Origin of the sequence: Moritella sp. Urea-trap-13 (genome assembly GCF_002836355.1) — a bacterium.
Taxonomy (GTDB): domain Bacteria; phylum Pseudomonadota; class Gammaproteobacteria; order Enterobacterales; family Moritellaceae; genus Moritella.
In genome coordinates, this window is the sequence record NZ_PJCA01000032.1 from 24502 (window position 1) to 48786 (window position 24285).

Annotated in this window: 23 protein-coding genes; 14 read left to right on the plus strand and 9 right to left on the minus strand. The window is 40.7% G+C overall.

Annotation, left to right across the window (positions count from 1 at the left end):
* Positions 1 to 12: 12 nt before the first annotated feature.
* The 3 genes from rep to rpmB all read right to left on the minus strand — a co-directional run bounded on the left by rep (position 13) and on the right by rpmB (position 2556).
* On the minus strand, positions 13 to 2028 hold the full coding sequence (rep, locus tag CXF93_RS15235; protein WP_101063401.1) for a DNA helicase Rep: 2016 nt from the start codon (positions 2026 to 2028) through the stop codon (positions 13 to 15).
* Between the two features lie 124 nt (positions 2029 to 2152).
* Positions 2153 to 2308, minus strand: coding sequence for a 50S ribosomal protein L33 (rpmG, locus tag CXF93_RS15240; RefSeq protein ID WP_017222427.1), 156 nt, complete (start codon positions 2306 to 2308; stop codon positions 2153 to 2155).
* Between the two features lie 11 nt (positions 2309 to 2319).
* Positions 2320 to 2556, minus strand: a complete 237-nt coding sequence (gene rpmB, locus CXF93_RS15245; RefSeq protein ID WP_019442412.1) for a 50S ribosomal protein L28 — start codon at positions 2554 to 2556, stop codon at positions 2320 to 2322.
* A gap of 347 nt (positions 2557 to 2903) precedes the next feature.
* Between rpmB and CXF93_RS15250 the strand changes: the two genes are divergently transcribed.
* Both CXF93_RS15250 and CXF93_RS15255 read left to right on the plus strand, forming a co-directional pair.
* Entirely contained in the window at positions 2904 to 4124 is a 1221-nt protein-coding gene (locus CXF93_RS15250; protein WP_101063402.1) for a cysteine desulfurase, read from the plus strand.
* A gap of 198 nt (positions 4125 to 4322) precedes the next feature.
* Positions 4323 to 4709 carry a YgiW/YdeI family stress tolerance OB fold protein gene (locus CXF93_RS15255; protein ID WP_101063403.1) on the plus strand — a complete coding sequence of 129 codons (387 nt, stop codon included), beginning with the start codon at positions 4323 to 4325 and terminating at the stop codon, positions 4707 to 4709.
* Here the strand turns inward: CXF93_RS15255 and CXF93_RS15260 are convergent.
* From CXF93_RS15260 to CXF93_RS15270, 3 genes are read right to left on the minus strand one after another with little or no spacing between them, the layout of a single operon-like run.
* Complete coding sequence (locus CXF93_RS15260; protein ID WP_101063404.1) at positions 4704 to 6074, minus strand: ATP-binding protein; 1371 nt, start codon at positions 6072 to 6074, stop codon at positions 4704 to 4706. The two genes, CXF93_RS15255 and CXF93_RS15260, sit on opposite strands and share 6 nt — an antisense overlap.
* On the minus strand, positions 6071 to 6730 hold the full coding sequence (locus CXF93_RS15265; RefSeq protein WP_101063405.1) for a response regulator transcription factor: 660 nt from the start codon (positions 6728 to 6730) through the stop codon (positions 6071 to 6073). The genes CXF93_RS15260 and CXF93_RS15265 overlap by 4 nt, the downstream gene beginning before the upstream one ends.
* A gap of 2 nt (positions 6731 to 6732) precedes the next feature.
* The gene (locus CXF93_RS15270) at positions 6733 to 7089 is read right to left on the minus strand and encodes a PepSY domain-containing protein (protein ID WP_101063406.1); all 357 of its coding nucleotides are present in this window, start codon (positions 7087 to 7089) and stop codon (positions 6733 to 6735) included.
* Positions 7090 to 7141: 52 nt separating this feature from the next.
* Here CXF93_RS15270 and CXF93_RS15275 point away from each other — a divergent pair, with 52 nt between their 5' ends.
* Together CXF93_RS15275 and csdE are read left to right on the plus strand one after the other, a co-directional pair.
* Positions 7142 to 7396 carry a PepSY domain-containing protein gene (locus CXF93_RS15275; protein WP_101063407.1) on the plus strand — a complete coding sequence of 85 codons (255 nt, stop codon included), beginning with the start codon at positions 7142 to 7144 and terminating at the stop codon, positions 7394 to 7396.
* Between the two features lie 45 nt (positions 7397 to 7441).
* On the plus strand, positions 7442 to 7867 hold the full coding sequence (gene csdE, locus CXF93_RS15280; protein WP_101063408.1) for a cysteine desulfurase sulfur acceptor subunit CsdE: 426 nt from the start codon (positions 7442 to 7444) through the stop codon (positions 7865 to 7867).
* A gap of 156 nt (positions 7868 to 8023) precedes the next feature.
* On the opposite strand, the gene CXF93_RS15285 is transcribed toward csdE, so the two are convergent.
* The gene (locus CXF93_RS15285) at positions 8024 to 9235 is read right to left on the minus strand and encodes an acetyl-CoA C-acetyltransferase (RefSeq protein ID WP_101063409.1); all 1212 of its coding nucleotides are present in this window, start codon (positions 9233 to 9235) and stop codon (positions 8024 to 8026) included.
* A 280-nt stretch (positions 9236 to 9515) separates the two neighbouring features.
* Complete coding sequence (gene tcdA / locus CXF93_RS15290; protein WP_101063410.1) at positions 9516 to 10316, minus strand: tRNA cyclic N6-threonylcarbamoyladenosine(37) synthase TcdA; 801 nt, start codon at positions 10314 to 10316, stop codon at positions 9516 to 9518.
* Between the two features lie 628 nt (positions 10317 to 10944).
* Here tcdA and CXF93_RS15295 point away from each other — a divergent pair.
* The 10 genes from CXF93_RS15295 to CXF93_RS15340 all read left to right on the plus strand — a co-directional run bounded on the left by CXF93_RS15295 (position 10945) and on the right by CXF93_RS15340 (position 22433).
* Entirely contained in the window at positions 10945 to 12390 is a 1446-nt protein-coding gene (locus CXF93_RS15295) for a YfcC family protein (RefSeq protein ID WP_101063411.1), read from the plus strand.
* A gap of 788 nt (positions 12391 to 13178) precedes the next feature.
* Entirely contained in the window at positions 13179 to 14399 is a 1221-nt protein-coding gene (gene arcA, locus CXF93_RS15300; protein ID WP_101063412.1) for an arginine deiminase, read from the plus strand.
* Positions 14400 to 14432: 33 nt separating this feature from the next.
* On the plus strand, positions 14433 to 15344 hold the full coding sequence (gene arcC / locus CXF93_RS15305; RefSeq protein WP_101063413.1) for a carbamate kinase: 912 nt from the start codon (positions 14433 to 14435) through the stop codon (positions 15342 to 15344).
* Positions 15345 to 15425: 81 nt separating this feature from the next.
* Positions 15426 to 16436 (plus strand): ornithine carbamoyltransferase, encoded by a 1011-nt coding sequence (gene argF, locus CXF93_RS15310; protein WP_101063414.1) that lies wholly within the window; start codon positions 15426 to 15428, stop codon positions 16434 to 16436.
* 310 nt (positions 16437 to 16746) lie between these two features.
* On the plus strand, positions 16747 to 17676 hold the full coding sequence (gene pyrB, locus CXF93_RS15315) for an aspartate carbamoyltransferase (protein WP_101063415.1): 930 nt from the start codon (positions 16747 to 16749) through the stop codon (positions 17674 to 17676).
* Between the two features lie 15 nt (positions 17677 to 17691).
* Positions 17692 to 18156, plus strand: coding sequence for an aspartate carbamoyltransferase regulatory subunit (gene pyrI / locus CXF93_RS15320; protein ID WP_101063416.1), 465 nt, complete (start codon positions 17692 to 17694; stop codon positions 18154 to 18156).
* Between the two features lie 172 nt (positions 18157 to 18328).
* Positions 18329 to 18823, plus strand: coding sequence for an arginine repressor (locus CXF93_RS15325; protein WP_101063417.1), 495 nt, complete (start codon positions 18329 to 18331; stop codon positions 18821 to 18823).
* 99 nt (positions 18824 to 18922) lie between these two features.
* The gene (locus CXF93_RS15330; protein WP_101063418.1) at positions 18923 to 19672 is read left to right on the plus strand and encodes a glutathione S-transferase N-terminal domain-containing protein; all 750 of its coding nucleotides are present in this window, start codon (positions 18923 to 18925) and stop codon (positions 19670 to 19672) included.
* 555 nt (positions 19673 to 20227) lie between these two features.
* Positions 20228 to 21466, plus strand: a complete 1239-nt coding sequence (locus CXF93_RS15335; protein WP_101063419.1) for a RidA family protein — start codon at positions 20228 to 20230, stop codon at positions 21464 to 21466.
* 778 nt (positions 21467 to 22244) lie between these two features.
* The gene (locus CXF93_RS15340; protein ID WP_101063420.1) at positions 22245 to 22433 is read left to right on the plus strand and encodes a hypothetical protein; all 189 of its coding nucleotides are present in this window, start codon (positions 22245 to 22247) and stop codon (positions 22431 to 22433) included.
* A gap of 201 nt (positions 22434 to 22634) precedes the next feature.
* Here the strand turns inward: CXF93_RS15340 and ilvC are convergent, their stop codons facing one another.
* Positions 22635 to 24110 carry a ketol-acid reductoisomerase gene (ilvC, locus tag CXF93_RS15345; RefSeq protein WP_101063421.1) on the minus strand — a complete coding sequence of 492 codons (1476 nt, stop codon included), beginning with the start codon at positions 24108 to 24110 and terminating at the stop codon, positions 22635 to 22637.
* Positions 24111 to 24285 lie beyond the last annotated feature (175 nt).

Below are 24285 nucleotides of genomic sequence, written 5' to 3' on the forward strand. Positions count from 1 at the left end.
TATTTATTAACCTTACTTATTAAACAATGCTCTAAGATTGGCGACGCCACGTTTACCTTTCGCTTGTTTTTCTACTGGCGAATCTGGTTTTTTACGTAAGTCCCATTCCAGATCATCTTGCGGTAACTCTAACAAGAAACGGCTGGGTTCTGGTTTCACTACTTCACCAAATTGACGGCGCTCTTTACATAACATCATGAACAGTACTTTTTGCGCACGGGTAATACCCACATACGCTAAACGACGTTCTTCTTCGACATTCGGGTCATCATCAATCGAACTTTGATGTGGCAAGATCCCCTCTTCCATGCCCACCATGAACACGTACGGATATTCCAGACCTTTAGAGGCATGATACGTCATTAACTGTACTTGATCAGAGTCGTCTTCGTCTTCATTGCGCTCTAGCATATCGCGCAACGTTAACCGAGTGACCACCTGTGCCAGCGTCATCTCTTCATCAAGATCATCACCTTTGAGCATTTCTGTTACCCAGCGATATAACTCAGAGACATTCTTCATGCGCATTTCAGCCGCTTTAGCACTGGTACTGGTTTCGTATAACCAATCTTCATAATGAATATCGCGCACCATATCACGCACAGCGTCGATACTATCGCTACGCTGCTCTTGGTCTGCTAATTCCACTAACCAACGCGTAAAGCCGCGTACCGCGATTAAACCACGACCAGTGAGGGTCTGCTCGAGTCCCATTTCAAAACTGGCGGCAAACAAACTGATGTTACGTATGTTGGCGTAATTACCGAGCTTTTCTAATGTTGTTGGGCCAATCTCACGACGTGGTACATTCACCACCCGTAAAAAGGCATTATCATCATCCGGATTCACTAACAAACGCAGGTACGCCATCATGTCTTTGATCTCGGCACGCGAGAAGAACGACGTACCACCACTGATCTTATAGGGAATACGGTTGGTCATTAACGCTTTTTCAAATAATCGCGACTGATGGTTACCCCGATATAAAATGGCGTAGTCTTTATATTCGCTGCGCGCCATGAACTTATGCGCAAGTAATTCTGATACTACTTTTTCAGCTTCATGCTCTTCATTTTTAGTAGTGAACACCTTAATCGGTTCACCATAACTAAGCTCGCTGAATAATCGTTTATTAAATTCATGGGGGTTGTTATCAATTAAGATATTAGCCGCTTTTAAAATACGCTGCGTCGAACGGTAGTTTTGTTCTAGCTTCACCACTTTCAAACCAGGAAAGTCGCTTTGCAATAACGTCAGGTTTTCAGGCCTGGCACCACGCCATGAATAAATCGACTGGTCATCATCCCCTACCACGGTAAATTTAGCGCGGTGGCCTACAATCAGTTTCACCAATTCATATTGGCTAGTATTGGTATCTTGATACTCATCCACTAATAAATAGCGGATCTTGTTTTGCCAGCGTTCGCGCACCTCTTCATTCAAACGTAATAACAAAGTGGGCATCATGATCAAATCATCAAAGTCCAAGGCGTTATAAGCTTTCATATGGCGGAGGTAATCGTCGTAACACTGGGCAAATAATTTGTCTTGTGGCATTTGCGCACGGGCAAGCGCTTGTGGCGGTAATACCAACTCACTCTTCCAATTAGAGATAGCACTGCGCAATTGGTCGATCAGCTCTTTATCTTCTTCTAACGTATCTTGCGTCAGCTCTTTTAATAATGCCAATTGGTCTTGATCGTCAAACAAGGTAAATGCCTGTTTGATGCCTAAGGTTTTATATTCTTTACGAATAATATTTAACCCTAAGGTATGGAATGTTGAAACCATCAAGCCTTTTGCTTCTTTTTTACCTAATGTCTGAGCAATACGCTCTTTCATCTCTCGCGCCGCTTTATTGGTAAAGGTTACCGCAGCAATATTCTTGGCATCATAACTACAGTTCTGTACTAGATGGGCAATTTTAGTAGTAATAACACGGGTTTTACCACTGCCGGCACCAGCAAGTACCAAACACGGTCCAGAAATATACTTAACAGCTTCATCCTGACGGGGATTCATTTTCATAGCGATAACACCAGACTAAAACATGAGGGAAAGAGGTAGAGATTAGATTGTAGCAAAATTTGCATACAAAAATGCCAGTTATAAATAACTGGCATTTTTTATACATCAAAAACGCAATCAAGTATTACTTGATTTTGCCTTCTTTGTAGATAACGTGCTTACGAACAACTGGATCAAACTTTTTGATTTCCATTTTTTCAGGCATGTTTTTTTTGTTCTTGTCTGTAGTATAGAAGTGACCTGTACCAGCAGATGAATTCAAACGAATTTTATCGCGCATAATCTAGTTCCTTAAACCTTAACACCACGGGCACGCATTTCAGTTAAAACTGAATCAATACCTTTCTTATCGATAATACGCATACCTTTAGCAGTAAGACGTAATTTAACAAAGCGGTTTTCGCTCTCAACCCAAAAACGGTGTGAATGTAGGTTTGGCAAGAAACGGCGACGTGTGCGGTTTTTTGCGTGAGAAACGTTGTTACCAACAGCTGGTTTTTTACCAGTGACTTGGCATACTTTTGACATAGTGTGCTCCAATAACTTCAAATATAAGTGTCTACATAGTCGCATTTGAAGCTACTAGGTATACTTTTAAAGCTCGGTTTATACAGTAAACCCAGACACAAATCAATAATAGTGCAAAATATCACCATCTTTAATCACACATAAATAGCGCTAAAAACAGGCTGCGACGGTGACTTTGTGAACACAAATGCAAAAAAACAGTTTAATACGCAAAAAAAAGGCCAAAAACAAGCAATAAAAATTAAATCAGAATAATTACAAAAACTATTTCAATTCGCCTAAATGTACAAATGCGCAAGCCGTTTTTTCGGGTTATAATCCCCTCTCCTTGATAGTGAGTTTACAGCATGCTTAGCGATATAGAATTAATTAATCTCAGACAACAGTTCCCGGTATTATCTCAACAAGTAAACGATCATCCGTTAATTTATTTGGATAATGCCGCCACCAGTCAAAAGCCATTATCTGTGCTTGAAGCGATTAATACCTATTATCGTGATATCAACGCCAATGTCCACCGCGCATCGCATGCATTAAGTGCCCAAGCCACCTGTGCTTATGAAAATGCCCGCGATATCTGTGCGCAGTTTATCAATGCCAATAGCAGTAAAGAAATCATTTGGACCCGCGGTACCACCGAAGCCATTAATTTAGTCGCGAACTGCTTAACTACCAGTATCCAAGCTGGCGATGAGATAATCATTTCTACCTTAGAGCACCACGCCAATATTGTGCCTTGGCAAATGCTAGCACAACGCACAGGCGCTATTATCAAAGTTATCCCGCTATTACCGTCTACAGACCTCGATATGCAGGCCTATAAACAACTCCTGAGCGCTAAAACCAAGTTAGTGGCAGTCAGCCATGTCTCCAATGCCATCGGCACGGTGAACCCGATTGAGGAGATCATCGCCTTAGCCAAACAAGTCGATGCCAAGGTATTAATCGACGGCGCCCAAGCTATTTCCCATTGGGATGTTGACGTCCAAGCGCTGGGGTGTGATTTTTATGTTTTCTCTGGGCATAAAATGTATGGCCCGACAGGCATAGGTGTTCTTTGGGGTAAAGAACAAGAACTTAACCAATTACCGCCGTGGCAAGGTGGTGGCGAGATGATTAAAACCGTGAGTTTTGAACATACTACGTATAACGACTTACCGTTTAAATTTGAAGCTGGCACCCCAAATATTGCCGGAGCGATCAGCCTAGCGCGCGCCATGACATTTTTAAATAGCTACGACCGTCAAGCATTGGCTAGCCACGAAGCCGCGTTATTGGCTTACACCACTGCAGAACTGGCAAAAATGCCACGTATTAAAATCATTGGCTCACCGCAGCACCGTGCAGGCGGCATCAGTTTTATTATCGGTGACGCCCATAATGGCGATGTCGGCATGCTACTCGATTTACAAGGTATCGCCGTGCGCACTGGACATCACTGCGCTCAACCCTTGATGCATAGCCTGAAACTCTCCGGCACCATTCGTGTGTCGTTAGCCATTTACAATACCAAAGCAGAAATAGACTTCTTCATTAAAGCCTTGAATGAACTGCTAGATTTACTCTAAGCACGCGTTATAAGACATTCGCTATAAAACGTGACAAACAAAGCCATCTCCGCACATGTACTGAATATGAACGACGCACTCAGATTGTATTCAGTATCAATGTTGTTTAATAGCATCATCAACATTGATTAGAACGCTGCTAACAACAATCGCAGCAACCACAACAAACGAAGCCCATGGGTTTCCAGGAGATTAAAGATGCTAAAGAAAACAATCATAGGCCTTACTGCTGCCATCATTATGCTACCAACACTGGCGATGGCAAAAGATCATGGCAATGACCATAATAACAAGCAATCGATCAATTACACCGGTCCAGCAATCAACGTCACTACGGTAGCGGAAAATCTGGAAAACATTGGCCGTTTCAGCGAAGAAAACGTGGTATTAGAAGGTAAATTAATCCACCAAATCAGTGGCGATAAATTCATGTTTGCTGATGACACCGGCCAAGTAATTGTCGAGCTTGACGATCACATCAAGTTGCCCGTCGCGATTGATAACAACACCAAATTACGTATCTTTGGTGAGTTCGAAGGCGGATCGACGCCAGAAGTTGAAGTAAAACAAATCAAACTGCTATAAACGATTGCGTAACGGTAAGGCTAATTGTGCCGCTAAGCCACCGAGCGAGGCGCGCTGTAATGTTAGCTTGCCTTGATACATTCGCGCCATTTCCGCCGCGATATTAAGCCCTAGGCCATGACCTGGGGTTTGTTCATCTAAGCGTTGACCGCGATCCAATACTAACTGGCAATCAGCCTCACTCATACCGGGTCCATCATCCGCAATCGTCATTTGCAGCTGGTCAGCAACCACAACTGCAGAGATAACAATACGTGATGTCGCCCATTTATACGCGTTTTCGATTAAATTACCGGCCATTTCATCAAAGTCACGGCCATCAACAGCAACTGTTAACGCCTCGTCAAAGCTAAGCTCAACGACAATATTACGGCTAGCATACAAACGTGAAAACGCCGACACCGCATTACTGCATTGCTGGTAAGGACTGCATTTAGTGCCTAATAATTGTTTCGCCGCGATTTGTGAAGCAGATAAATGATATTCAATGTGTTGACGCATTTGTTGTAATTGTTGCTGCAATAAGGCTTTTTGCGCCGGCTGAGGTAGCGCCAATTCATTTTGCATAATACTCAGTGGCGTTTTCAGTGCGTGCGCCATATTACCGGCGTTGGTACGGGCTTTTTCTAACAGCTGCTGATGATGCACCAACAAGCGGTTAATATCTTTCACCAAGGGATCAATTTCTTGCGGATAGTGATGTTGAAAATGGGCTTTATCGCCGTTTTCAATTTCAGCTAATTCTTTGCGCAATGTGGTCAGAGGTCTCAGTCCCCAGGTTAATTGCAGTAAAATTAATAACATCACCGCCAGCGCTAATAAACCCAGACCAATTAACAAACTGCGATTAACCCCCTGTAACGCGAGCGCTAAGCTACTACTTTCTTGTGCCACTGCCACCCAAAAAAAAGTTTCACTATCCGGTAGTTTAACCTTTTGCTGCACTACCATTAACGCTTGGCCAGTCGGACCGTCAGTAACAAAATAATCAAGACCAAACTCATTATTTAAATGGCTAAAAGTGAGTTCAGTCTCCCACAGTGAACGCGAGCGTTTCAACACTGCAGTAGCGGTTTGAATTTGCCAATAGAATCCCGAATAAGGCTGGCTAAATCGCGGTTCGGACAAGGCGTTAATCGGCATAACATCGAATGGGCTATTGGTGTTTGTAGGATCCAACGTGGGCTGTTGCACCTCGAGGCGACTTAATAACTCATCTAACGATAAGGTTAATTTAGTCACCAACTCACTACGTAAATAATCTTGCATGTAACGCTGGACGGTAAATCCAGTGATAAGGATCAGCACCACGCAACAACCACCCGCAGCAAACAGTAGGCGGCTTTTTAATGAATGATGTTTCAATCCTGCGCGATCCTATAACCTAAGCCACGTACCGTTTCGATCATCTGACTACCGAGTTTTTTGCGTAATCGGCCAATAAATACTTCGATAGTATTGGAGTCACGATCAAAGTCCTGAGCGTAAATATGCTCAATTAAAGTAGCACGTGACACCACTTGACCAAGGTGGAGCATTAAATAACTCAACACTTTAAATTCATGTGCTGTCAGCGTGATGCTCAGACCAGCTCTAGTTACCGTTGATGCCGAGATATCTAAACGGATATCACCGACCGTCACAATTGATGAAGCCTTACCCGCTGCACGGCGCACTAAAGCCTGCAGGCGCGCAACTAACTCACCCATTTGGAAAGGTTTTGCCAAGTAATCATCAGCGCCGGCATTCAAACCTTCAATTTTTTCATGTAATAGCGACCGGGCAGTAAGGATAATAACCGGCATCGTCAGGTTTTCAGCACGCCATTTTTTCAATACAGTTAAACCGTCAACTTTAGGCAAACCCAGATCTAATACCACTGCATCATAAGTTTCGGTCGAGCCCATAAAATGCGCTTCTTCGCCATCATAAGCACAATCGACAATAAAGCCCTGCGCGGTTAATTGTTGCTGCATTTGCTGGGCTAATTGCGGTTCATCTTCAACGATTAATACTTTCATACTTACCTATTCTGATTAAAAAAACGTTCAAGTTTATGGCCTTTAATCGCTAACAAACGGAATGTTTTAGCGTCAAATGCTGCTTTGACCACATTACGATCGGCATCGAGAATTTTGATTTCGTATATCCACATATCATCCTCGCTATAATCATCGTCTTTTTCGAGTTCAACTTTAATCACCCGACCGTTAAAATCGTGCTCAATAATGGCTAATAAATCAATAAACGGACTGATCTCTTTGGCCTCCACCGCTGCAGTGACTTCGTCGAGATCTTCTTCATATTCGATATGCGGCATTGCCACACTTTGCCATGACATAAAGATTAACATGACAGTTAATAAGATTCGTGTTTTCATAGATTCTAGAGTACCGTTGTTTAAATGAATAGAACATTAACAGGGTCTAATTTTGCTAAAATATTATTACTTAATACTGATTTTGCTAAGCCCAGTCCCACTCGCTAATGCAGCTCATGATCAGCCAGAAAAATCCATAGCGCAAGTCATTGAACTGCTTGTTGCGCAAGGTTTTCATGATATTTCTAAAGTCAAATTTGATCATGACGATAATCGCTATGAAATTAAAGCACGTAACGCCAACAACGAAAAAGTTGAAATAGAGCTGACTACCACAGGTCAATTCATCTCAGTCGAAGAAGATTAATTTTATCCTGCCAGACCAGCTCTGATAGGTAATACAGGAACATTCATGACCGATTTCTCGTCAAGTCCATTTGGCAATACCATTACCAGTACCGATGTACTAACGTTATTAACCGCGCAAGCTGGCTGGCAAAATAAATACCGCCAATTAATCCAACTCGGTAATAAGATCCCAGCATTAAGTGATGATTATAAAATAGCAGAAAATCAAATTAAAGGCTGTGAAAGCCAAGCTTGGTTAGCATTGCATTGTGATAATGACGGGCGATTATGGTTCGGCTTAGATTCGGATGCCCGTATTGTTAAAGGCTTGATGGCAGCGTTACTTGCTGCGGTAAACGGTAAGACCCGTGCCGAGATTGCCGCATTTGATGTCGATGATTACTTTGCCCAACTGGGTTTTATGCAACAACTTAGTCCCTCGCGTGGCAATGGTTTAAAGGCCGTTATTGCAGCGATTAAAGCGGCTTAAAGTTAACGTGACGAATCTAACATACCGCTAAATGAATTGATTCTGAAAACCGCTCAAGACCTCCGCGTTGTCTGAAATAAAGGCGCTTAAACAAGGGCATCCATGCCCTTGTATGTTTGCGCCACCAATATCATTTAGCTAATCAACTTTCCGTGCTTATTTCTGCAAGTTTTTAACAATCAACGCCGTGCCCATACCACCACCAATACACAATGATGCTAAACCGTAGTCCACGCCACGCTTTTGCATTTCGTGTAATAACGTCACGGTAATACGGCCGCCAGATGCACCCAACGGATGACCTAGTGCGATAGCGCCACCGTTAACATTGGTCTTATCGGCAAACCAATCCATATCCACATTGTGCTCTTGAGTCAGGTTAGTCATTACCCCTAACGCTTGTGCAGCAAAGGCTTCATTAAGCTCTAATAACTCCATTTGTTCCAATGACATATTAGCGCGCTTAAGTGCTTGCTCAATCGCAGGTACTGGACCTAAACCCATAACTTGCGGTTCAACACCACCTTGGCCATAAGCAATCAGCTCAGCCATTGGCTCTAAACCGTATTTTTCAACTGCCGCAGCAGAGGCTAAGATGATCGCCGCTGCGCCATCGTTAATACCTGATGCGTTTGCCGCAGTCACTGAACCATCAGATTTAAATGCTGGGCGTAGTTTAGCTAAACCTTCAACACTGGTATTATCTTTTGGATATTCATCAGTCGCAAAGCTTTGTGTTTGACGACGAACTTTAATGTCGACAGGTACAATCTCATCAACGAAACGTTCTGCTGCAATTGCAGCTACCGCTTTGTGCTGACTAGCAACTGCAAAGGTATCTTGTTGTTCACGGGTTAAAGCAAACTGATCAACGATATTTTCCGCTGTCATGCCCATGTGGTAATTATTAAATACGTCTGTCAGCCCATCGTTGATCATGGCATCAACCATGGTCATGTTACCCATTTTAGAACCAAAACGAGTTTTCGCTGGCATCAAATAAGGAATATTAGACATACTTTCCATGCCTGCTGCAACGACGATATCGGCATCACCCGCTTTAATATGCGCAGCACCGTCCATGATCGTTTTCATGCCGCTACCACAGATCATATTTAGCGTATAAGCAGGGACACTAGCAGGAATACCCGCTTGCATTGCCGCTTGACGACCCGGTCCCATGCCTTGACCCGCACTAATCACATTACCAACAATCACTTCATCAACGTGCTCAGGATTAACCTTGGCAGCGGCTAATGCGCCTTTGATTGCCGTTGCACCTAACGTAGCGGCATCAACACCGGCTAAGCTACCACCAAAACTACCAAGGGCCGTACGCTTTGCAGCCACAATAAATACTTTACTCATACCTTGTTTCCTTACTTGAGGTGATCAGTTACGTTTTTCAAACATATGTTTGAACAGTATCACAAGTTGTTAACATAACCGAATTAAAGGCGATAACCCAGAGTCCTATTCGCGGTGTAATCACATAAATAGCACATAGGTAACACATAAATAGCGCCTCAGTATCGCAGGCATATTTGAGTCAGAAGGAAAATAACGGCAGGTGCTAGATACAAAAAAACCAGCGAATACATAGGGTATCAGCTGGTTTCCATCATTTATTAAAAATCTTATTCAAACCTTATTCGGGACGATAACGCGCTTCTCGTTCGGCTAATTTTTTCAATACCCGCGACGCGGCGATTAAGCCAAAGCTAGCCGTCACTGCGGTTGAAGAACCGAAGCCACTTGAACAGTCCATGCCTGTTGCGCCATCAAGAAAGTTCTTGGTCGCACATACTTCGCCATCTGTACCAGGGTAAATTAATTGCTCGGTTGAAAATACACATTCAATGCCAAAGCGGCTGGTTGGGTTTTTACTGAAGTTATGTAAACGGCGCAGATCAGAGCGCACTTTAGCCGCTAATGGATCTTGATTTGTTCTGGATAAATCCAGTACTTGAATTTGAGTTGGATCGATTTGACCACCGGCAGCGCCAATAGTAATGCATTTGATTTTTTGGCGATTACAGTGCGCTAACAATGCTGTTTTTGAACGTACACTATCAATCGCATCAATCACATAATCAAACTCTTTACTGATGTGCATGCCAACATCATCAACCGTGATGAAGTCATCGATTGGGGTCACTATACATTCAGGATTAATGGCTCGAATACGCTCAGCCATCACATCAATTTTCTGCTTACCAATAGTGTCTTTTAAGGCATGAATTTGACGGTTGGTATTAGTCACACAAATATCATCCATGTCGATTAGGGTGATCTTGCCGATACCTGAACGTGCTAAAGTTTCAGCTGCCCAAGACCCTACACCACCAATACCAATCACACATACATGCGCTTGACTAAAAAATTGCAGTGCTTTAACGCCATATAAACGCGCAATACCACTAAAACGATTGTCATATTCGGCTGACATACCCTACCTCAAATAATAGCAAAGGCGCATTATACCGATAACACCAGCTAACTACAAAAAGGATAGAGCGTTTAGTTTAATTTGATTGAAATCAAATTAAACTGTGATAGTTAATTATTGCAAGATGCATACTGAATTGCATAAAACAATAAAAAACGCACCACCTACAGCCTTATAAATGCATGCTTAACCAAAATAAAAGCATATTAAAACAAGAAAAAAATAACTGCACATCCCCCAAGCCTTTTAGTTAAAAGCCCCGCTAATTATAAAAATATAATTCAATTCGGCATTGGCGCATTTTTTACCAGTTGCATAATCTTGCAACTATTCAATGAAAATATCCACATGCAAACCAATCCAAAAAAAACTACTACTTAAGAGATGATTTCATCCTTTAAAATGTGATCAATTAGTAATTATACAAAGCCAAACTACATTATTATTTCGGCTAAATCTCCGGCCTTTAATTTGGATAAATGATAATGAAAATATTATGTTTTATTTATAAACACCGTCTATCACCCACAGCTTTTTCCGCATTTTTATTATATAAAAGTTCCAATTCTAATTGCTAAAAATTTAATGCTATGCCCGATATCGGTATAACAAATAGCGAGGATAAAAGATGACTACATCAACTTTAGATACAGAAAAAAAAGGCTTTTTTGCTAACTTAAAATTTCCATCTGCTTATACAATCTTATTTGCACTTATTGCAATTGTCGCTCTAATGACTTGGATTATTCCAGCCGGTCAGTACGAGCGAGTCATGAATGAAGAGATTGGCAAAGAAGTGCCAATCACAGGCACATACCATGCTGTTGAGAATAATCCGCAAGGATTTGTGGATGTAGTGCTTGCACCTATAGATGGTTTTTACGATCACAATACCTATGCAGCAGCGGCAATTGATGTCTCTCTTTTCATTCTTATTATTGGTGGTTTTCTTGGCCTAGTAACAAAAACAGGCGCAATTGATGCTGGTATTGAGCGAGTGACCACACGCCTAAATGGTCGGGAAGAATTGATGATCCCGATCCTAATGGCACTGTTTGCTGCTGGCGGTACTATTTACGGTATGGCCGAAGAGTCATTACCATTTTACTCACTGATCGTCCCCGTCATGCTTGCAGCTCGCTTTGATTCGGTGGTAGGCGCAGCAACCGTACTATTAGGCGCTGGTATTGGTGTAATAGGGTCGACCATTAACCCATTTGCAACCGTGATAGCATCTAATACTGCCGGTATCCCGTTTACTGATGGCATGTTTTTACGTATCGCTACCCTAGCTATCGGTTGGTTAATCTGCGTAATCTACGTCATGCGTTATGCTAAGAAGATCAAAGCAGACCCATCAAAATCGATTATGTTTGATAAACATGAAGAGCATATGGCGCATTTCTTAGGAAATAAATCAGATGAGAAATTAGAATTTACAACAACTCGTAAACTCATTCTAACTATCTTCGTCGCTTCTTTTGCAATCATGATTTATGGTGTTGCAGTAGCAGGTTGGTGGATGGCTGAAATTTCAGGTCTATTCTTAGTAGCTGCCATCATCACCGGTCTCGTCGCTAGAATGAGTGAAGAAGAGTTAACATCGAGTTTCATTGATGGTGCTCGCGACCTACTTGGTGTGGCACTCATTGTGGGTATAGCGCGTGGGATCGTAGTGATCATGGACCGAGGAATGATCACTGATACTATTCTCAACTCAGCTGAAATGGCGATCTCAGGCTTATCTGGTATTGTCTTTATCAATGTCATGTATTGGATTGAAGTATTACTGTCATTCTTAGTGCCATCAACATCTGGATTAGCTGTTTTAACTATGCCTATTATGTCTCCATTGGCTGATTTTGCTTCTGTTAGTCGAGATTTAGTGGTCACAGCGTTCCAATCAGCTTCAGGTATTGTGAACTTAATTACTCCAACGTCAGCAGTGGTTATGGGTGGTCTTGCGATTGCCAAAGTACCTTATGTACGTTGGTTAAAATGGGTCGCGCCACTCATCGCTATATTAACTATTTTAGTGATGGCGATGCTCAGTCTTGGCGTCATCCTATCATAATGTCAATATAAGCTAATTAGCATAATTGATTGTTAAAATACCCCTCCTATTTCCAGGAAGGGTATTTTTTTGCCTATAACTCCGCGTTCTGTAGCCCTCCTTAATACTTTGCCAGTCAGCCATGACATGTACTTGTTCTCTTGGTTAATAGCCTTATATCCAGTATTTTATGTTTACAAAACCCACTATCGATTTGAGAACCAACCTTGGCGACATTAAGCTGAAGCAAGTACACAAAAATTCCGGCATAAAATAGCAAATAATAGTCATTTTATACTGCAAATCAGAGGTGATTATCGACCTTAATATCGCCAAGCGGGCAGAGAATATAGCCTGATTATAAAAGCAATGAAAACTGCAAGATCTAAAGCAATAATAACCCCAAATAAAAACATGATCGGACTAGCAAATTAACAACGAAAAAACGCCTACCCATTTAGATATATACGCACTTCATCTGCATAAATTTTAACGATTCAAATAGTGTTTTAAAACCAATCAAAAAAGACAATAAGCAAATACTTTAAAATCAAAAGCTTAATAAAAAAAACCGACGAGAAAACGGCTTTCGCATAATAATACCGGGTTCCCTCAGGCATAATAAAACACTTTCAAATCAATCAGTTACATACCATTAACAATGTAAAAACGTGACAGAGATCGAAGATTGGCAGAACCTATATCGTATACTGCACACATCAACTTAAAGCACTAAGTAGCAGCAATAAAAATTTAAGCTTTCACATAATTAATAGTATTTCATAAACGATTTAGCGAAGGATAAGATTATGAGTAAATTATATGTAGGTTCTGAAGTCGGTCAATTACGTCGTGTTCTAGTTCACCGTCCAAGACGCTCACTAAGCCATTTAACACCATCTAACTGCCACGACTTATTATTTGATGACGTGCTAGCAGTAGAACGTGCGGGTAAAGAGCATGATGTGTTTACCAAAACATTGCGTGACCAAGGCGTAGAAGTGTTACTTCTCACTGACCTTCTTGCGGATACATTAGCAATTCCAGAAGCGAAAGAATGGTTGTTAACGAGTCAAATATCTGATTACCGCTTAGGCGCGACCTTTGCTAATGACGTACGCTGCTACCTAGGTGATTTACCAAACATCGACCTTGCTAAAATCTTAACTGGTGGTTTGTCTTACGCTGAAATGTCAATGAAATCATCTTCTATGATGCAAGGTATGCACGCTCCAACAGACTTCATCATCGAACCACTACCGAATCACTTATTTACTCGAGATACATCTTGCTGGGTATATGGTGGCGTTTCTATCAACCCAATGGCTAAAGCGGCTCGTCAACGTGAAACTAACCACGTTCGTGCAATCTACCACTGGCACCCAATCTTCGCTGGTGCTGACTTCGTGAAGTACTACGGTCATGAAGAAAAAATGTATGACAACTCTACAATCGAAGGCGGCGACGTTCTAGTTATTGGTAAAGGCTCTGTACTTATTGGTATGTCTGAGCGTACAACTCCACAAGGTGTTGAACAACTAGCATCAGGCTTATTCAAAAGCGGTCAAGCAAAACAAATTATTGCAATGCAACTTCCTAAACACCGCTCTTGCATGCACTTAGATACAGTAATGACACACTTGAATGAAGATACATTCTCTGTTTACCCTGAAGTTATAAGTAAAGACGTACAGTGCTGGAACCTAACTGGTGATGAGTCTGGTGCCGTAAACGTCAAAGAAGAAGGTTACTTCGTTACTGCTATCGAAAAAGCACTCGGCGTAAGCCAGCTAAACCTAATCACCACTGGTGGTGACAGTTTCACAGCAGAACGTGAGCAATGGAACGATGCGAACAACGTATTAACGGTAAAACCAGGTGTTGTCATTGGTTACGAAGGTAACTCTCACACTAACGAAAAATACGACAAAGCGGGTATTACAGTTCTACCAATTCCAGGTGATGAACTCGGCCGTGGTCGCGGTGGCGCTCGCTGCATGAGTTGCCCAATTGAACGTGACGGAATCTAGTCGTCGAGATTATTTTAAAAGAGATTTTTAATTATGACAAAACAAACAGTTGTTGTGGCACTCGGTGGTAATGCACTATTACGTCGAGGCGAACCACTTGAAGCAGATATTCAACGTAGAAATATCGCAGTTGCAGCCAAAGCTATTGCTGAAATAGCAACAGAATACAACGTTGTACTAGTACATGGTAACGGCCCACAAGTCGGACTATTAGCACTACAAGGTTTAGAATATAAAGCTGTAAGCCCTTATCCATTAGACGTATTAGGTTCTGAAACTCAAGGTATGATCGGTTATATCTTGATGCAAGAATTGAAAAATTTATTACCTAAACAAGACGTATCTTGCTTACTTACTCAAATGAGCGTTGATCCAAATGATCCAGCATTCTTAGACCCTACCAAGCCAATTGGACCGGTTTACAATGAAGCTGAAGCTCGTGAATTAGCTGAGAAATATCAGTGGACTATCAAACCAGATGGTGAATATTTCCGTCGCGTTGTACCTAGCCCACAACCAACAGGGATTATTGAAAGTGATGCAATCACAGCCTTGATCCAACAACAACATCTCGTGATTTGTACTGGCGGCGGCGGTATCCCTGTTAAGTTAGTTGATAATAAATTAGTTGGTGTTGAAGCTGTTATTGATAAAGATATGTCAGCAGCTTACCTAGCAAAACAACTTAATGCCGATGCATTACTTATTTTAACTGATGCAGATGCTGTTTTTGTAAACTGGGGAACGCCAGAGCAAACGGCACTATCAACCACAACACCGAACCAATTAGCACAATATACTTTTGACGCAGGCTCGATGGGGCCTAAAGTTGAAGCATCTTGTGAGTTCATTAAAAGAGGTGGTAAGTTAGTTGGTATTGGCGCTCTAGATGCAGGTTTACGCATCTTGAAAGGCCAAGCTGGCACTAACATTATTGCGGATTAGATCTCTAACAACCTCCATATAACAACTAGCCAATAGTATCCAAATACTATTGGCCCATAAAAAATTATTAAGGAACAAATCATGGCTTTTAATCTACGTAACCGTAATTTCCTAAAACTTCTAGATTTCACTCCACGTGAAATTCAACACATGCTTGAACTTGCTGCAGACCTTAAAAAAGCGAAGTACAACGGTTCTGAACAACCTACGCTAAAAGGCAAAAACATTGCGTTGATCTTTGAAAAAGCATCAACTCGTACACGTTGTGCATTTGAAGTAGCTGCCTACGACCAAGGCGCTAACGTAACTTATTTAGGCCCTGCAGGTTCTCAAATCGGTTACAAAGAATCAATGAAAGATACTGCACGTGTTCTTGGCCGTATGTACGATGGCATTGAATACCGTGGTTACGGTCAAGAAATCGTTGAAATACTAGGCGCTAACGCTGGTGTTCCAGTATGGAATGGTCTAACTGACGAATTCCACCCAACTCAAATTCTTGCTGATTTCCTAACTATGCAAGAGCATGCTCGTGGTAAACAACTAAGCGAAGTTACTTTTGCATACCTAGGTGATGCTCGTAACAACATGGGTAACTCACTCATGGTTGGTGCTGCGAAAATGGGTATGGACATCCGTCTTGTTGCTCCTAAAGCATTCTGGCCTGATGAAGACTTAGTAGCTAAATGTCTTGATATCGCTGAAGAAACTGGCGCTAAAATCACAATAACTGACGACATTAAAGAAGGCGTTAAAGGTTGTGACTTCCTATATACTGATGTTTGGGTATCAATGGGCGAAGCGAAAGAAGCATGGGCTGAGCGTATCAACTTAATGATGCCTTACCAAGTAAACATGGCAATGCTGACAGCAACTGGTAATCCACATGTGAAATTCATGCATTGCCTACCAGCATTCCACGGTGAAGATACTGTTGTTGGTAAAGAACTTGCACAAGAGTACCCAATGCTAAAAGACGGTGTTGAAGTGACTGATGAAGTGGTTGAGTCTAAGCACTCTATCGTATTCGATGAAGCTGAAAACCGTATGCATACTATCAAAGCAATTATGGTTGCAACTTTAGGTCAATAAAATCACGTTATTTACCTTTAAAAGCATAAACATGCATACGACGTTATGCATGTTTATATTCTTGATGACTACACTTGTTTTTAAAATCAATGGGCGTATGATGCGTTTAATCTTTTTAGGGGGCATACAATGAAGTTATCATTTAGGCTAAATTTATCTATCTATAAACATCAATCACGATTGGGTTCATTCTTCAATTGTTAAAAAAAGTCTTCTTTTTAAAGAGGGCTTTTTTTTGCCTGTTTTTATCTGATTTAACAAAAATAGGTAATTATGTTTATAACTGTATCGAAATAAGGCTGGAGATAGCATGAATAATACTTTGTTTAGAAAGCACATAATTTCCATTCCAGAGCTAAGTCGAAATGACCTAGAACTCATTGTGGATACCGCAGGGAAATTAAAAGCAGAGCCCAACCCAACATTACTGAAAAATAAAGTTATCGCGAGTTGCTTTTTTGAACCGTCAACACGAACGCGTTTATCATTTGAAACTGCCGTACAACGGTTAGGGGGTACTGTCGTTGGTTTTGACAATGCCGGCAATACCTCATTAGCCAAGAAAGGCGAAACATTGGCTGACTCAGTACAGGTTATCGCATCCTATGTGGATGCCTTTATCATGCGTCATCCACAAGAAGGGGCTGCGCGCTTAGCATCTGAGTTTTCTAATAACGCGCCGGTGATTAATGGTGGTGACGGCTCTAATCAGCATCCAACCCAAACCTTACTCGACTTATTCAGTATTTATGAAACTCAAGGCACTCTCGATAACTTAAATATAGCCTTTGTTGGTGACCTGAAATACGGCAGAACCGTACATTCACTCACTCAAGCACTGGCGAAATTTAATAACACCAAACTGTTCTTTATCTCACCCGATATTTTAGCCATGCCTGATTATATGTTACAAGAATTGCGCGATGCTGGTATCGAATACAGTTTGCATAACGACATTGAAGATGTGGTTGATGATCTTGATGTGCTGTATATGACCCGAGTGCAAAAAGAACGCTTTGACGAATCAGAATATGCGCACATGAAAGCAGCCTTCATCCTTACTGCCGATATGTTAAAGAATGCCCGCGATAACCTGAAAGTACTGCATCCTTTACCGCGTATTGACGAGATCACTGTCGACGTAGACAAAACCAAACATGCTTACTACTTTCAGCAAGCTGAAAATGGTGTTTATGCACGTGAAGCACTACTTGCTCTTGTCCTTAATGAACAGTTTTAATAGGGAGATAACCAGATGATTAAAGAACACAAGTTACAAGTTGAAGCGATTAAAAATGGCTCTGTCATTGACCATATCCCTGCCAATTTAGGTATAAAGATATTAAAGTTATTTAACCTAGAAGATTCAAATCAAAGGGTTACAGTTGGTCTAAACTTGCCATCATCAGAACTTGGTCATAAAGATTTAATTAAAATAGAAAACGTATTTCTTAATGAAGATCAGGCCAACCAGTTAGCATTATATGCCCCCCATGCGACAGTAAATCAAATAGAAAATTATGAAGTTTCAAAAAAATTGAAGCTAGCTTTACCGCAGAAAGTTACCGCAGTTTTTGCTTGTCCAAACAGCAATTGTATTACCCATAATGAACCTGTGGATAGTAGCTTTGCTGTGGTAGCACGTAATGAGAGCGTACAGCTAAAATGTAAATATTGTGAGAAATCATTCTCACGTAAAATTATGACTGAATGTAACTAGAACATGTCGATGATAATCCTGTAAAAACAATTTTTATGGGGTTATCAACTCGAAAAAAAACATCCACGCCACATAACACTAAGAATTTAATAGACTTAACCTAAAAAACACTATCTAATTATAGGTATCAAGATAGCCAGCCACATATAGAAACGAGTCCATCGAGGTATGCATGAATAATATAGAACAATCTACCGCCTATAATGACAACATAACCGATGCCTGTAAAAATCTTCTAAAAATAGAGCGTCTTCATACCCAAGATGATATTCGTCAACGGTTAATTAAGCTTGGCTATCATCATATTAATCAATCGACCGTATCGAGAATGTTGTCCCGCTTAAATGTCATCAAAGTAACAGATGCTTATGGTAAAAAAATATATCAATTACCCACTGAAGGTAAATCGCGACATACAGATGTATCAGTATCCACCAAGATTGAATTTATCACGCACAACCAGTTCGTCGTCGTCATAAAAACGCCCCCCGGTTGCGCGCAACTCATTGCTCGGTTACTTGATCTGAATCCACATCCCGAAATATTAGGTGCAGTAGCAGGTAACGATATGGTGATGGTTGCACCTAAAAGTATCAATCGAATCGAAGACTGTGAGAACGTTGTTAGATCACTCCTCGGCCAGCCAAATACTGAATTAATAAACTAATTATCTTTATTTATTAGATTATTCAATCACCAGATTAATCTAATAGATCTTTCTAAAAATAGTATTTAGACTAATCATTTAGCTGAACGGATTTACGCTATGTTTAATCTACTGACTTCTGCACTGGCTTCACAAACGCGCTTATGGGCTGGCACCAAAGCAGCCAAAACCACGATTAATGAGCAAGATCCGTTAATCATGTATGACAACGAAGCCGACCCACTGTGCCGCTTAGTACGTGAAGCAATCTCAGAATTGAACCTTGATGTGCTTATTATTCCTTGTCCCAAAGGCGGCGAGCGCCACAAGCAACAACTGCAAGAAATGTATAGCACAGATAAAATTCCATTCTTGATCGATAAAAATACCCAGACCATCCTCAACTCTGCGTCTGAGATCATCACCTATTTATACCAGCATTACGCCAATAGCAGCGCACCGATCCGGTTACGTGCCAATCTATTTAACTATGCCAGTTCAACAACTGCATCGTTAATTCGTTGGAATGCAGGTAAAACTAAAACCCCAGCAATCGAACCAACCGACCCACTGGTATTATACAGTTTTGAAAGTAGCCCTTATTCACGTCCAGTGCGTGAAACCTTGTGTGAATTAGAACTGCCGTATTTATTAGTTAATTTAGGTAAGCAACGATTTGGTGAACTAGGTCCTGCAACAAGACGCTTAAGCCCAGGTGAATACACGCCGTTACCAGAAACTAAACGCAGTGCATTTTTTGCTGAACACGGCACAGTGCAAGTCCCTTTCTTAAAAGATCCTAATACCGACGTGGATATGTTTGAGTCAAAAGCGATAGTGAAATATCTCATCGCGACTTACGCAATTTAGGTTGATCTAGTCCCAAGTGTTAGCATGTATAGCAATTGATATACATGCTAACAACTCATACTAACAACAGCTCAAATATAGACAATGCCCCGCTTTAAACCCAACATTACACACGCCATTATCAATATTAAATGCCGTTTTTAACCACATCTGCAAGTTAGGTGCAAGATCTATCCCTACCCCAGCCAAATAATATCTCGCGTAAAAATATGATCCAGTTAGCAAATTATTAAAAACAAAAAGCTACTACTTTATGTATACATACGCAGTTAACCTGCATAATATTTAGCAATTTAAGTTATTAACCTAATTACAACAAAATTGTACAAAATCAAATTTAATAGAATCAATAATTTAAAAAATAATACCGTATTCCCACAGTTAAAAACCCATAACGAAAACATTAACACGCATAATAAAACACTTCAAAATCAACCATATAGAGATAGCCAAATAATTCACTTTGTGATTGAGTTCAAAGATTGTTCATCCCTATTACGTATACTCGACTCAACAACATCGAACTATAATCATATCAAATAGGGTAAATATCATATGAATAACGTCATCATAAAAGCGTCAAGAAATACTGAAAATGCACCCCAAAATGCAGTATCCACACAAACAGTCGCTTTTTCTCATTACAATAATATTTCCGCTCAATTACCGCTAGATCCTAAAACCGGTGAAATTGTAGTGGGCAATATAAAAGATCAGGTAAAGCAGTGCTTAACGAATATTAAAGCTATTATAGAAAGTACTGACCATGTGATGGATGATGTAATTAAGCTCACTGTATTCCTGAAAAACATCTCAGATATGGACGCTGTAGACGAAGTTTATGCAACATTCTTCCAAAGCTACCTTCCTACACGGACGACTGTAGCAGTTGCAGCTTTACCGATGAATGATGCTTTAGTACAAATTGAAGCGCTGATTTCCAACGGTGAAGGTACTGCGCCACAAGCTCCTTGCGCGCTTATTAAACTGGCAAGAAATACTGAAAATGCACCAATAAGTGCGACTTCGACACAAACAGTCGCTTTCTCGCATTACAACAATATTTCATCGCAATTACCTATCGATGCAAAAACTGGTGAATTAGTAGCAGGTGGTATAACAGAGCAGGCAACGCAGTGTTTAAATAACATCAAAGCCATTTTAGAAAGTATCAATCATGATATGAACGATATCGTTAAGACCACAATATTCCTTAAAAACATCACCGATGTTGAAGCGGTAAACGCAGTTTGTGCGACGTTTTTCCCAAGCTATGTTCCAGCACGCTCAGTCGTTAATGCTGCCGCTTTACCTATGGACGCTCTAATACAAATTGATACTTCTGTATCACACGGCGATGGTACTCCGCCACAACTTCCTGAAGACACACGTCTTCTCGTTATAAAAGCAAGCAACACTGAGAATGCACCAACAATGCCTTGCTCACACACAGTTGCGTTTTCTCATTACAATCATGTCGCAGGTCAATTACCTTTAGATCCAAAAACCAATGCAATGGTAACCGGAGATGTGAAAGCACAGGCTACGCAATGCTTAAACAACATTAAAGCAATTCTAGCAAGTGTTGACCACGTTATGGATGATGTTGTTAAAGTTAATATCCAACTGAAAAATATCGCTGATATTGATGCTGTAAATGCAATTTACACCACATTCTTTAACAGCGATCTTCCAGCAGCAACAATCATTGGCGTTACAGCTATCCCAATGGATGCTTTGGTACAAATCGATGCCGTTGTTTCTAACGCTGAAAGTACACCACCACAAGCATAACTAGCATTAATTGCCGCTGAGTAATTCTTCAATGTCGATAAATTGAACTCAGCTTACCAAGATAGTCAGTTTTTATTATTGGCTTGAGGTGAGAGTCTGGAAAGGATTCTAGATTCACCTTCTATCGCAGGACCACGACTGCCATCAAGTATCTTCGTTTACCTCAATCAGACGCGCATTATCCAGTGCCAGACTAGACAGCCTTTTCAAATCTGAGTATTTAAAGTTCCCTTCTTAAAAGGTTCAAATATCGATAAACCCCTTCTTTTAACTTGATCTGACCTCAAGCGAAATTGTGCTAAATTAAGTTTCCATTTAAGGGGGGATATCCAAACCTCAGATAGAAAATAATTTATTAGTCGCAAAAACTAACGCCTCACTCCTACTAGTAACCCAAGTTGGGGATTTTTTAAAAAATAACAGGCATTATTTTATAAAGATCAGGACTCGCATGGGAATTCTGAATGAATCTCTCGATTCAACTGATTCGCTACGTAAAATCTAGCGAGCTAACTCCCACTAAGAGTTATTCTAGGCACATAGCTAACGGCCATCAAACATCCTAATGAGATATTCCGTAATCACAACGGAATAAGTATTACCTGGTAATACTTATTGTACTTGTTTTGACCTGTGGCACGCTTCACTTAAATCGATTTATTTTTATCTAACTTAGTAAAAGATAATATTATTAACGACTTATAAATTAAATGTAGAATAAAAAAACTAAAAAAAACATGTATTATTAACTCAGGTTATCAACCAATGAGACAACATCATGATAGAAGTAATTAATGATGAAGAGATGATTGCATTAAATGAAATATTTAATGCTGTCGATGATCATGCTGATAAATTGGAAATAACCGAGTTCGATATTAAGACACAATATTCATTATTAAATGACGTAGATAAATATCGAGTCGCCCACCTTATAAGTACACTAAAGATTACAAATAACGATTGAAATTACTTTTCTTAATGTCGGTTGCATACTTGTAGTAGTTGATTGGATTTAGCCACAAACTAAAAGGCTAAAAATCACTGCGCATAATGCATGTTATGTAAACTAGTCCTTCTTAAGTAATCAGCAGACACAAAAAAGCCCAGTAAACATCGTCATGCTTACCGGGCTATATCAACTAAACCTTGATGCTTACATCAGGTATTAGCCAACGATTTTTTTCATGTCTGACATGTAACCACGAAGTTTCTTACCGATAACTTCTACAGGGTGATTACGGATTTCTTCGTTCACATCAATTAAACGAGCGTTATCAACACTGTTTGATTCAGCAGCGAATGCAGAACCCATCAATTCAGTTGGTAGCGCATTTACGTAGTCACGTAGTTGTGGACCCGCTTCATGAGCAAATAAGTAACAACCGTATTCAGCTGTATCAGAGATAACAACGTTCATTTCATATAAACGCTTACGTGCAATCGTGTTCGCGATTAACGGCGTTTCATGTAGTGATTCGTAGTATGCAGACTCATCAACGATACCAGAAGCAACCATGCTTTCGAATGCGAGTTCAACACCCGTTTTAATCATAGCGACGAATAACGTACCGTTGTCGAAGAATTCTTGCTCGTCAATAACGATGTCTGATTCTGGGTAGTTCTCGAATGCAGTTTCGCCAGTCTCTTTACGCCATTTAAGCAGGTTAACGTCATCGTTTGACCAGTCAGCCATCATAGTTGATGAGAAGTGACCAGTGATGATGTCGTCCATGTGCTTTTCGAATAATGGGCGAAGTGTTGTTTTCATTTCTTCAGCCATTTCGAAGGCTTTAATTTTAGCAGGGTTAGATAGACGATCCATCATGTTAGTGATGCCGCCATACTTAAGTGCTTCAGTGATTGTTTCCCAACCGAACTGAATCAATTTACCTGCGTATGCTGGTGACTTACCGTCAGCAACCATTTTATCAAATGCTAGAATTGCGCCTGTTTGTAACATACCGCAAAGGATAGTTTGCTCACCCATAAGGTCAGACTTAACTTCAGCAACAAACGAAGACTCAAGTACACCAGCGCGATCGCCACCTGTAGCCGATGCGTATGCTTTAGCAATCGCAAGACCGTCACCTTTCGGATCATTTTCTGGGTGAACAGCGATCAGTGTTGGAACACCGAAACCACGTTTATATTCTTCACGTACTTCAGAACCAGGACACTTAGGTGCAACCATTACTACTGTAATGTCTTTACGTACTTGCATGCCTTCTTCTACGATATTGAAACCGTGCGAGTAAGCTAGCGTTGAATCTTGTTTCATCAACGGCATGATAGTTTCAACAACATTTGAATGCTGTTTATCAGGAGTAAGGTTTAATACTAGATCCGCTTGTGGGATAAGGTTTTCGTAAGTATCTACAACGAAACCATTTTCAGATGCATTTAGGAAAGATTGACGTTTTTCAGTAATTGCAGCGCCACGTAATGCATAAGAAATATTAAGACCTGAGTCACGCATGTTTAGACCTTGGTTAAGACCTTGCGCGCCACAACCGACAACTACTATGTTCCAATCTTTAATGAAGTTACAACCGTCAGTAAATTCACTGCGATCCATAAAACGACATTTGCCAAGTTGCTCTAACTGCTGGCGTAAGTTTAAAGTGTTAAAATAGTTAGCCATGTTGCTCTCCATGAGAATTTAGTAATTTAAATGTGCCATCACTACTCCAGTGATGCGCTATGTATTCACTATATGCTAAGTTACTCATTGCTGGAAATGATATATTTACAATACAGTGTTGCATAATCTGCAACGTAAACATTTATCCAGTGACAATTAGGTTAATATTAGATTT

What these genes read in the sequence shown, in the direction of transcription:
- CXF93_RS15325 (WP_101063417.1), top strand. Translation starts at nt 18,329, where the DNA reads ATGAATAATATAGAACAATCTACCGCCTATAATGACAACATAACCGAT.
- CXF93_RS15295 (WP_101063411.1), top strand. Translation starts at nt 10,945, where the DNA reads ATGACTACATCAACTTTAGATACAGAAAAAAAAGGCTTTTTTGCTAAC.
- csdE (WP_101063408.1), top strand. Translation starts at nt 7,442, where the DNA reads ATGACCGATTTCTCGTCAAGTCCATTTGGCAATACCATTACCAGTACC.
- CXF93_RS15255 (WP_101063403.1), top strand. Translation starts at nt 4,323, where the DNA reads ATGCTAAAGAAAACAATCATAGGCCTTACTGCTGCCATCATTATGCTA.
- CXF93_RS15270 (WP_101063406.1), bottom strand. Translation starts at nt 7,089, where the DNA reads ATGAAAACACGAATCTTATTAACTGTCATGTTAATCTTTATGTCATGG.
- CXF93_RS15340 (WP_101063420.1), top strand. Translation starts at nt 22,245, where the DNA reads ATGATAGAAGTAATTAATGATGAAGAGATGATTGCATTAAATGAAATA.
- tcdA (WP_101063410.1), bottom strand. Translation starts at nt 10,316, where the DNA reads ATGTCAGCCGAATATGACAATCGTTTTAGTGGTATTGCGCGTTTATAT.
- CXF93_RS15265 (WP_101063405.1), bottom strand. Translation starts at nt 6,730, where the DNA reads ATGAAAGTATTAATCGTTGAAGATGAACCGCAATTAGCCCAGCAAATG.
- pyrB (WP_101063415.1), top strand. Translation starts at nt 16,747, where the DNA reads ATGAATAATACTTTGTTTAGAAAGCACATAATTTCCATTCCAGAGCTA.
- rep (WP_101063401.1), bottom strand. Translation starts at nt 2,028, where the DNA reads ATGAAAATGAATCCCCGTCAGGATGAAGCTGTTAAGTATATTTCTGGA.
- rpmB (WP_019442412.1), bottom strand. Translation starts at nt 2,556, where the DNA reads ATGTCAAAAGTATGCCAAGTCACTGGTAAAAAACCAGCTGTTGGTAAC.
- CXF93_RS15330 (WP_101063418.1), top strand. Translation starts at nt 18,923, where the DNA reads ATGTTTAATCTACTGACTTCTGCACTGGCTTCACAAACGCGCTTATGG.
- CXF93_RS15335 (WP_101063419.1), top strand. Translation starts at nt 20,228, where the DNA reads ATGAATAACGTCATCATAAAAGCGTCAAGAAATACTGAAAATGCACCC.
- arcC (WP_101063413.1), top strand. Translation starts at nt 14,433, where the DNA reads ATGACAAAACAAACAGTTGTTGTGGCACTCGGTGGTAATGCACTATTA.
- rpmG (WP_017222427.1), bottom strand. Translation starts at nt 2,308, where the DNA reads ATGCGCGATAAAATTCGTTTGAATTCATCTGCTGGTACAGGTCACTTC.
- argF (WP_101063414.1), top strand. Translation starts at nt 15,426, where the DNA reads ATGGCTTTTAATCTACGTAACCGTAATTTCCTAAAACTTCTAGATTTC.
- pyrI (WP_101063416.1), top strand. Translation starts at nt 17,692, where the DNA reads ATGATTAAAGAACACAAGTTACAAGTTGAAGCGATTAAAAATGGCTCT.
- ilvC (WP_101063421.1), bottom strand. Translation starts at nt 24,110, where the DNA reads ATGGCTAACTATTTTAACACTTTAAACTTACGCCAGCAGTTAGAGCAA.
- CXF93_RS15250 (WP_101063402.1), top strand. Translation starts at nt 2,904, where the DNA reads ATGCTTAGCGATATAGAATTAATTAATCTCAGACAACAGTTCCCGGTA.
- arcA (WP_101063412.1), top strand. Translation starts at nt 13,179, where the DNA reads ATGAGTAAATTATATGTAGGTTCTGAAGTCGGTCAATTACGTCGTGTT.
- CXF93_RS15285 (WP_101063409.1), bottom strand. Translation starts at nt 9,235, where the DNA reads ATGAGTAAAGTATTTATTGTGGCTGCAAAGCGTACGGCCCTTGGTAGT.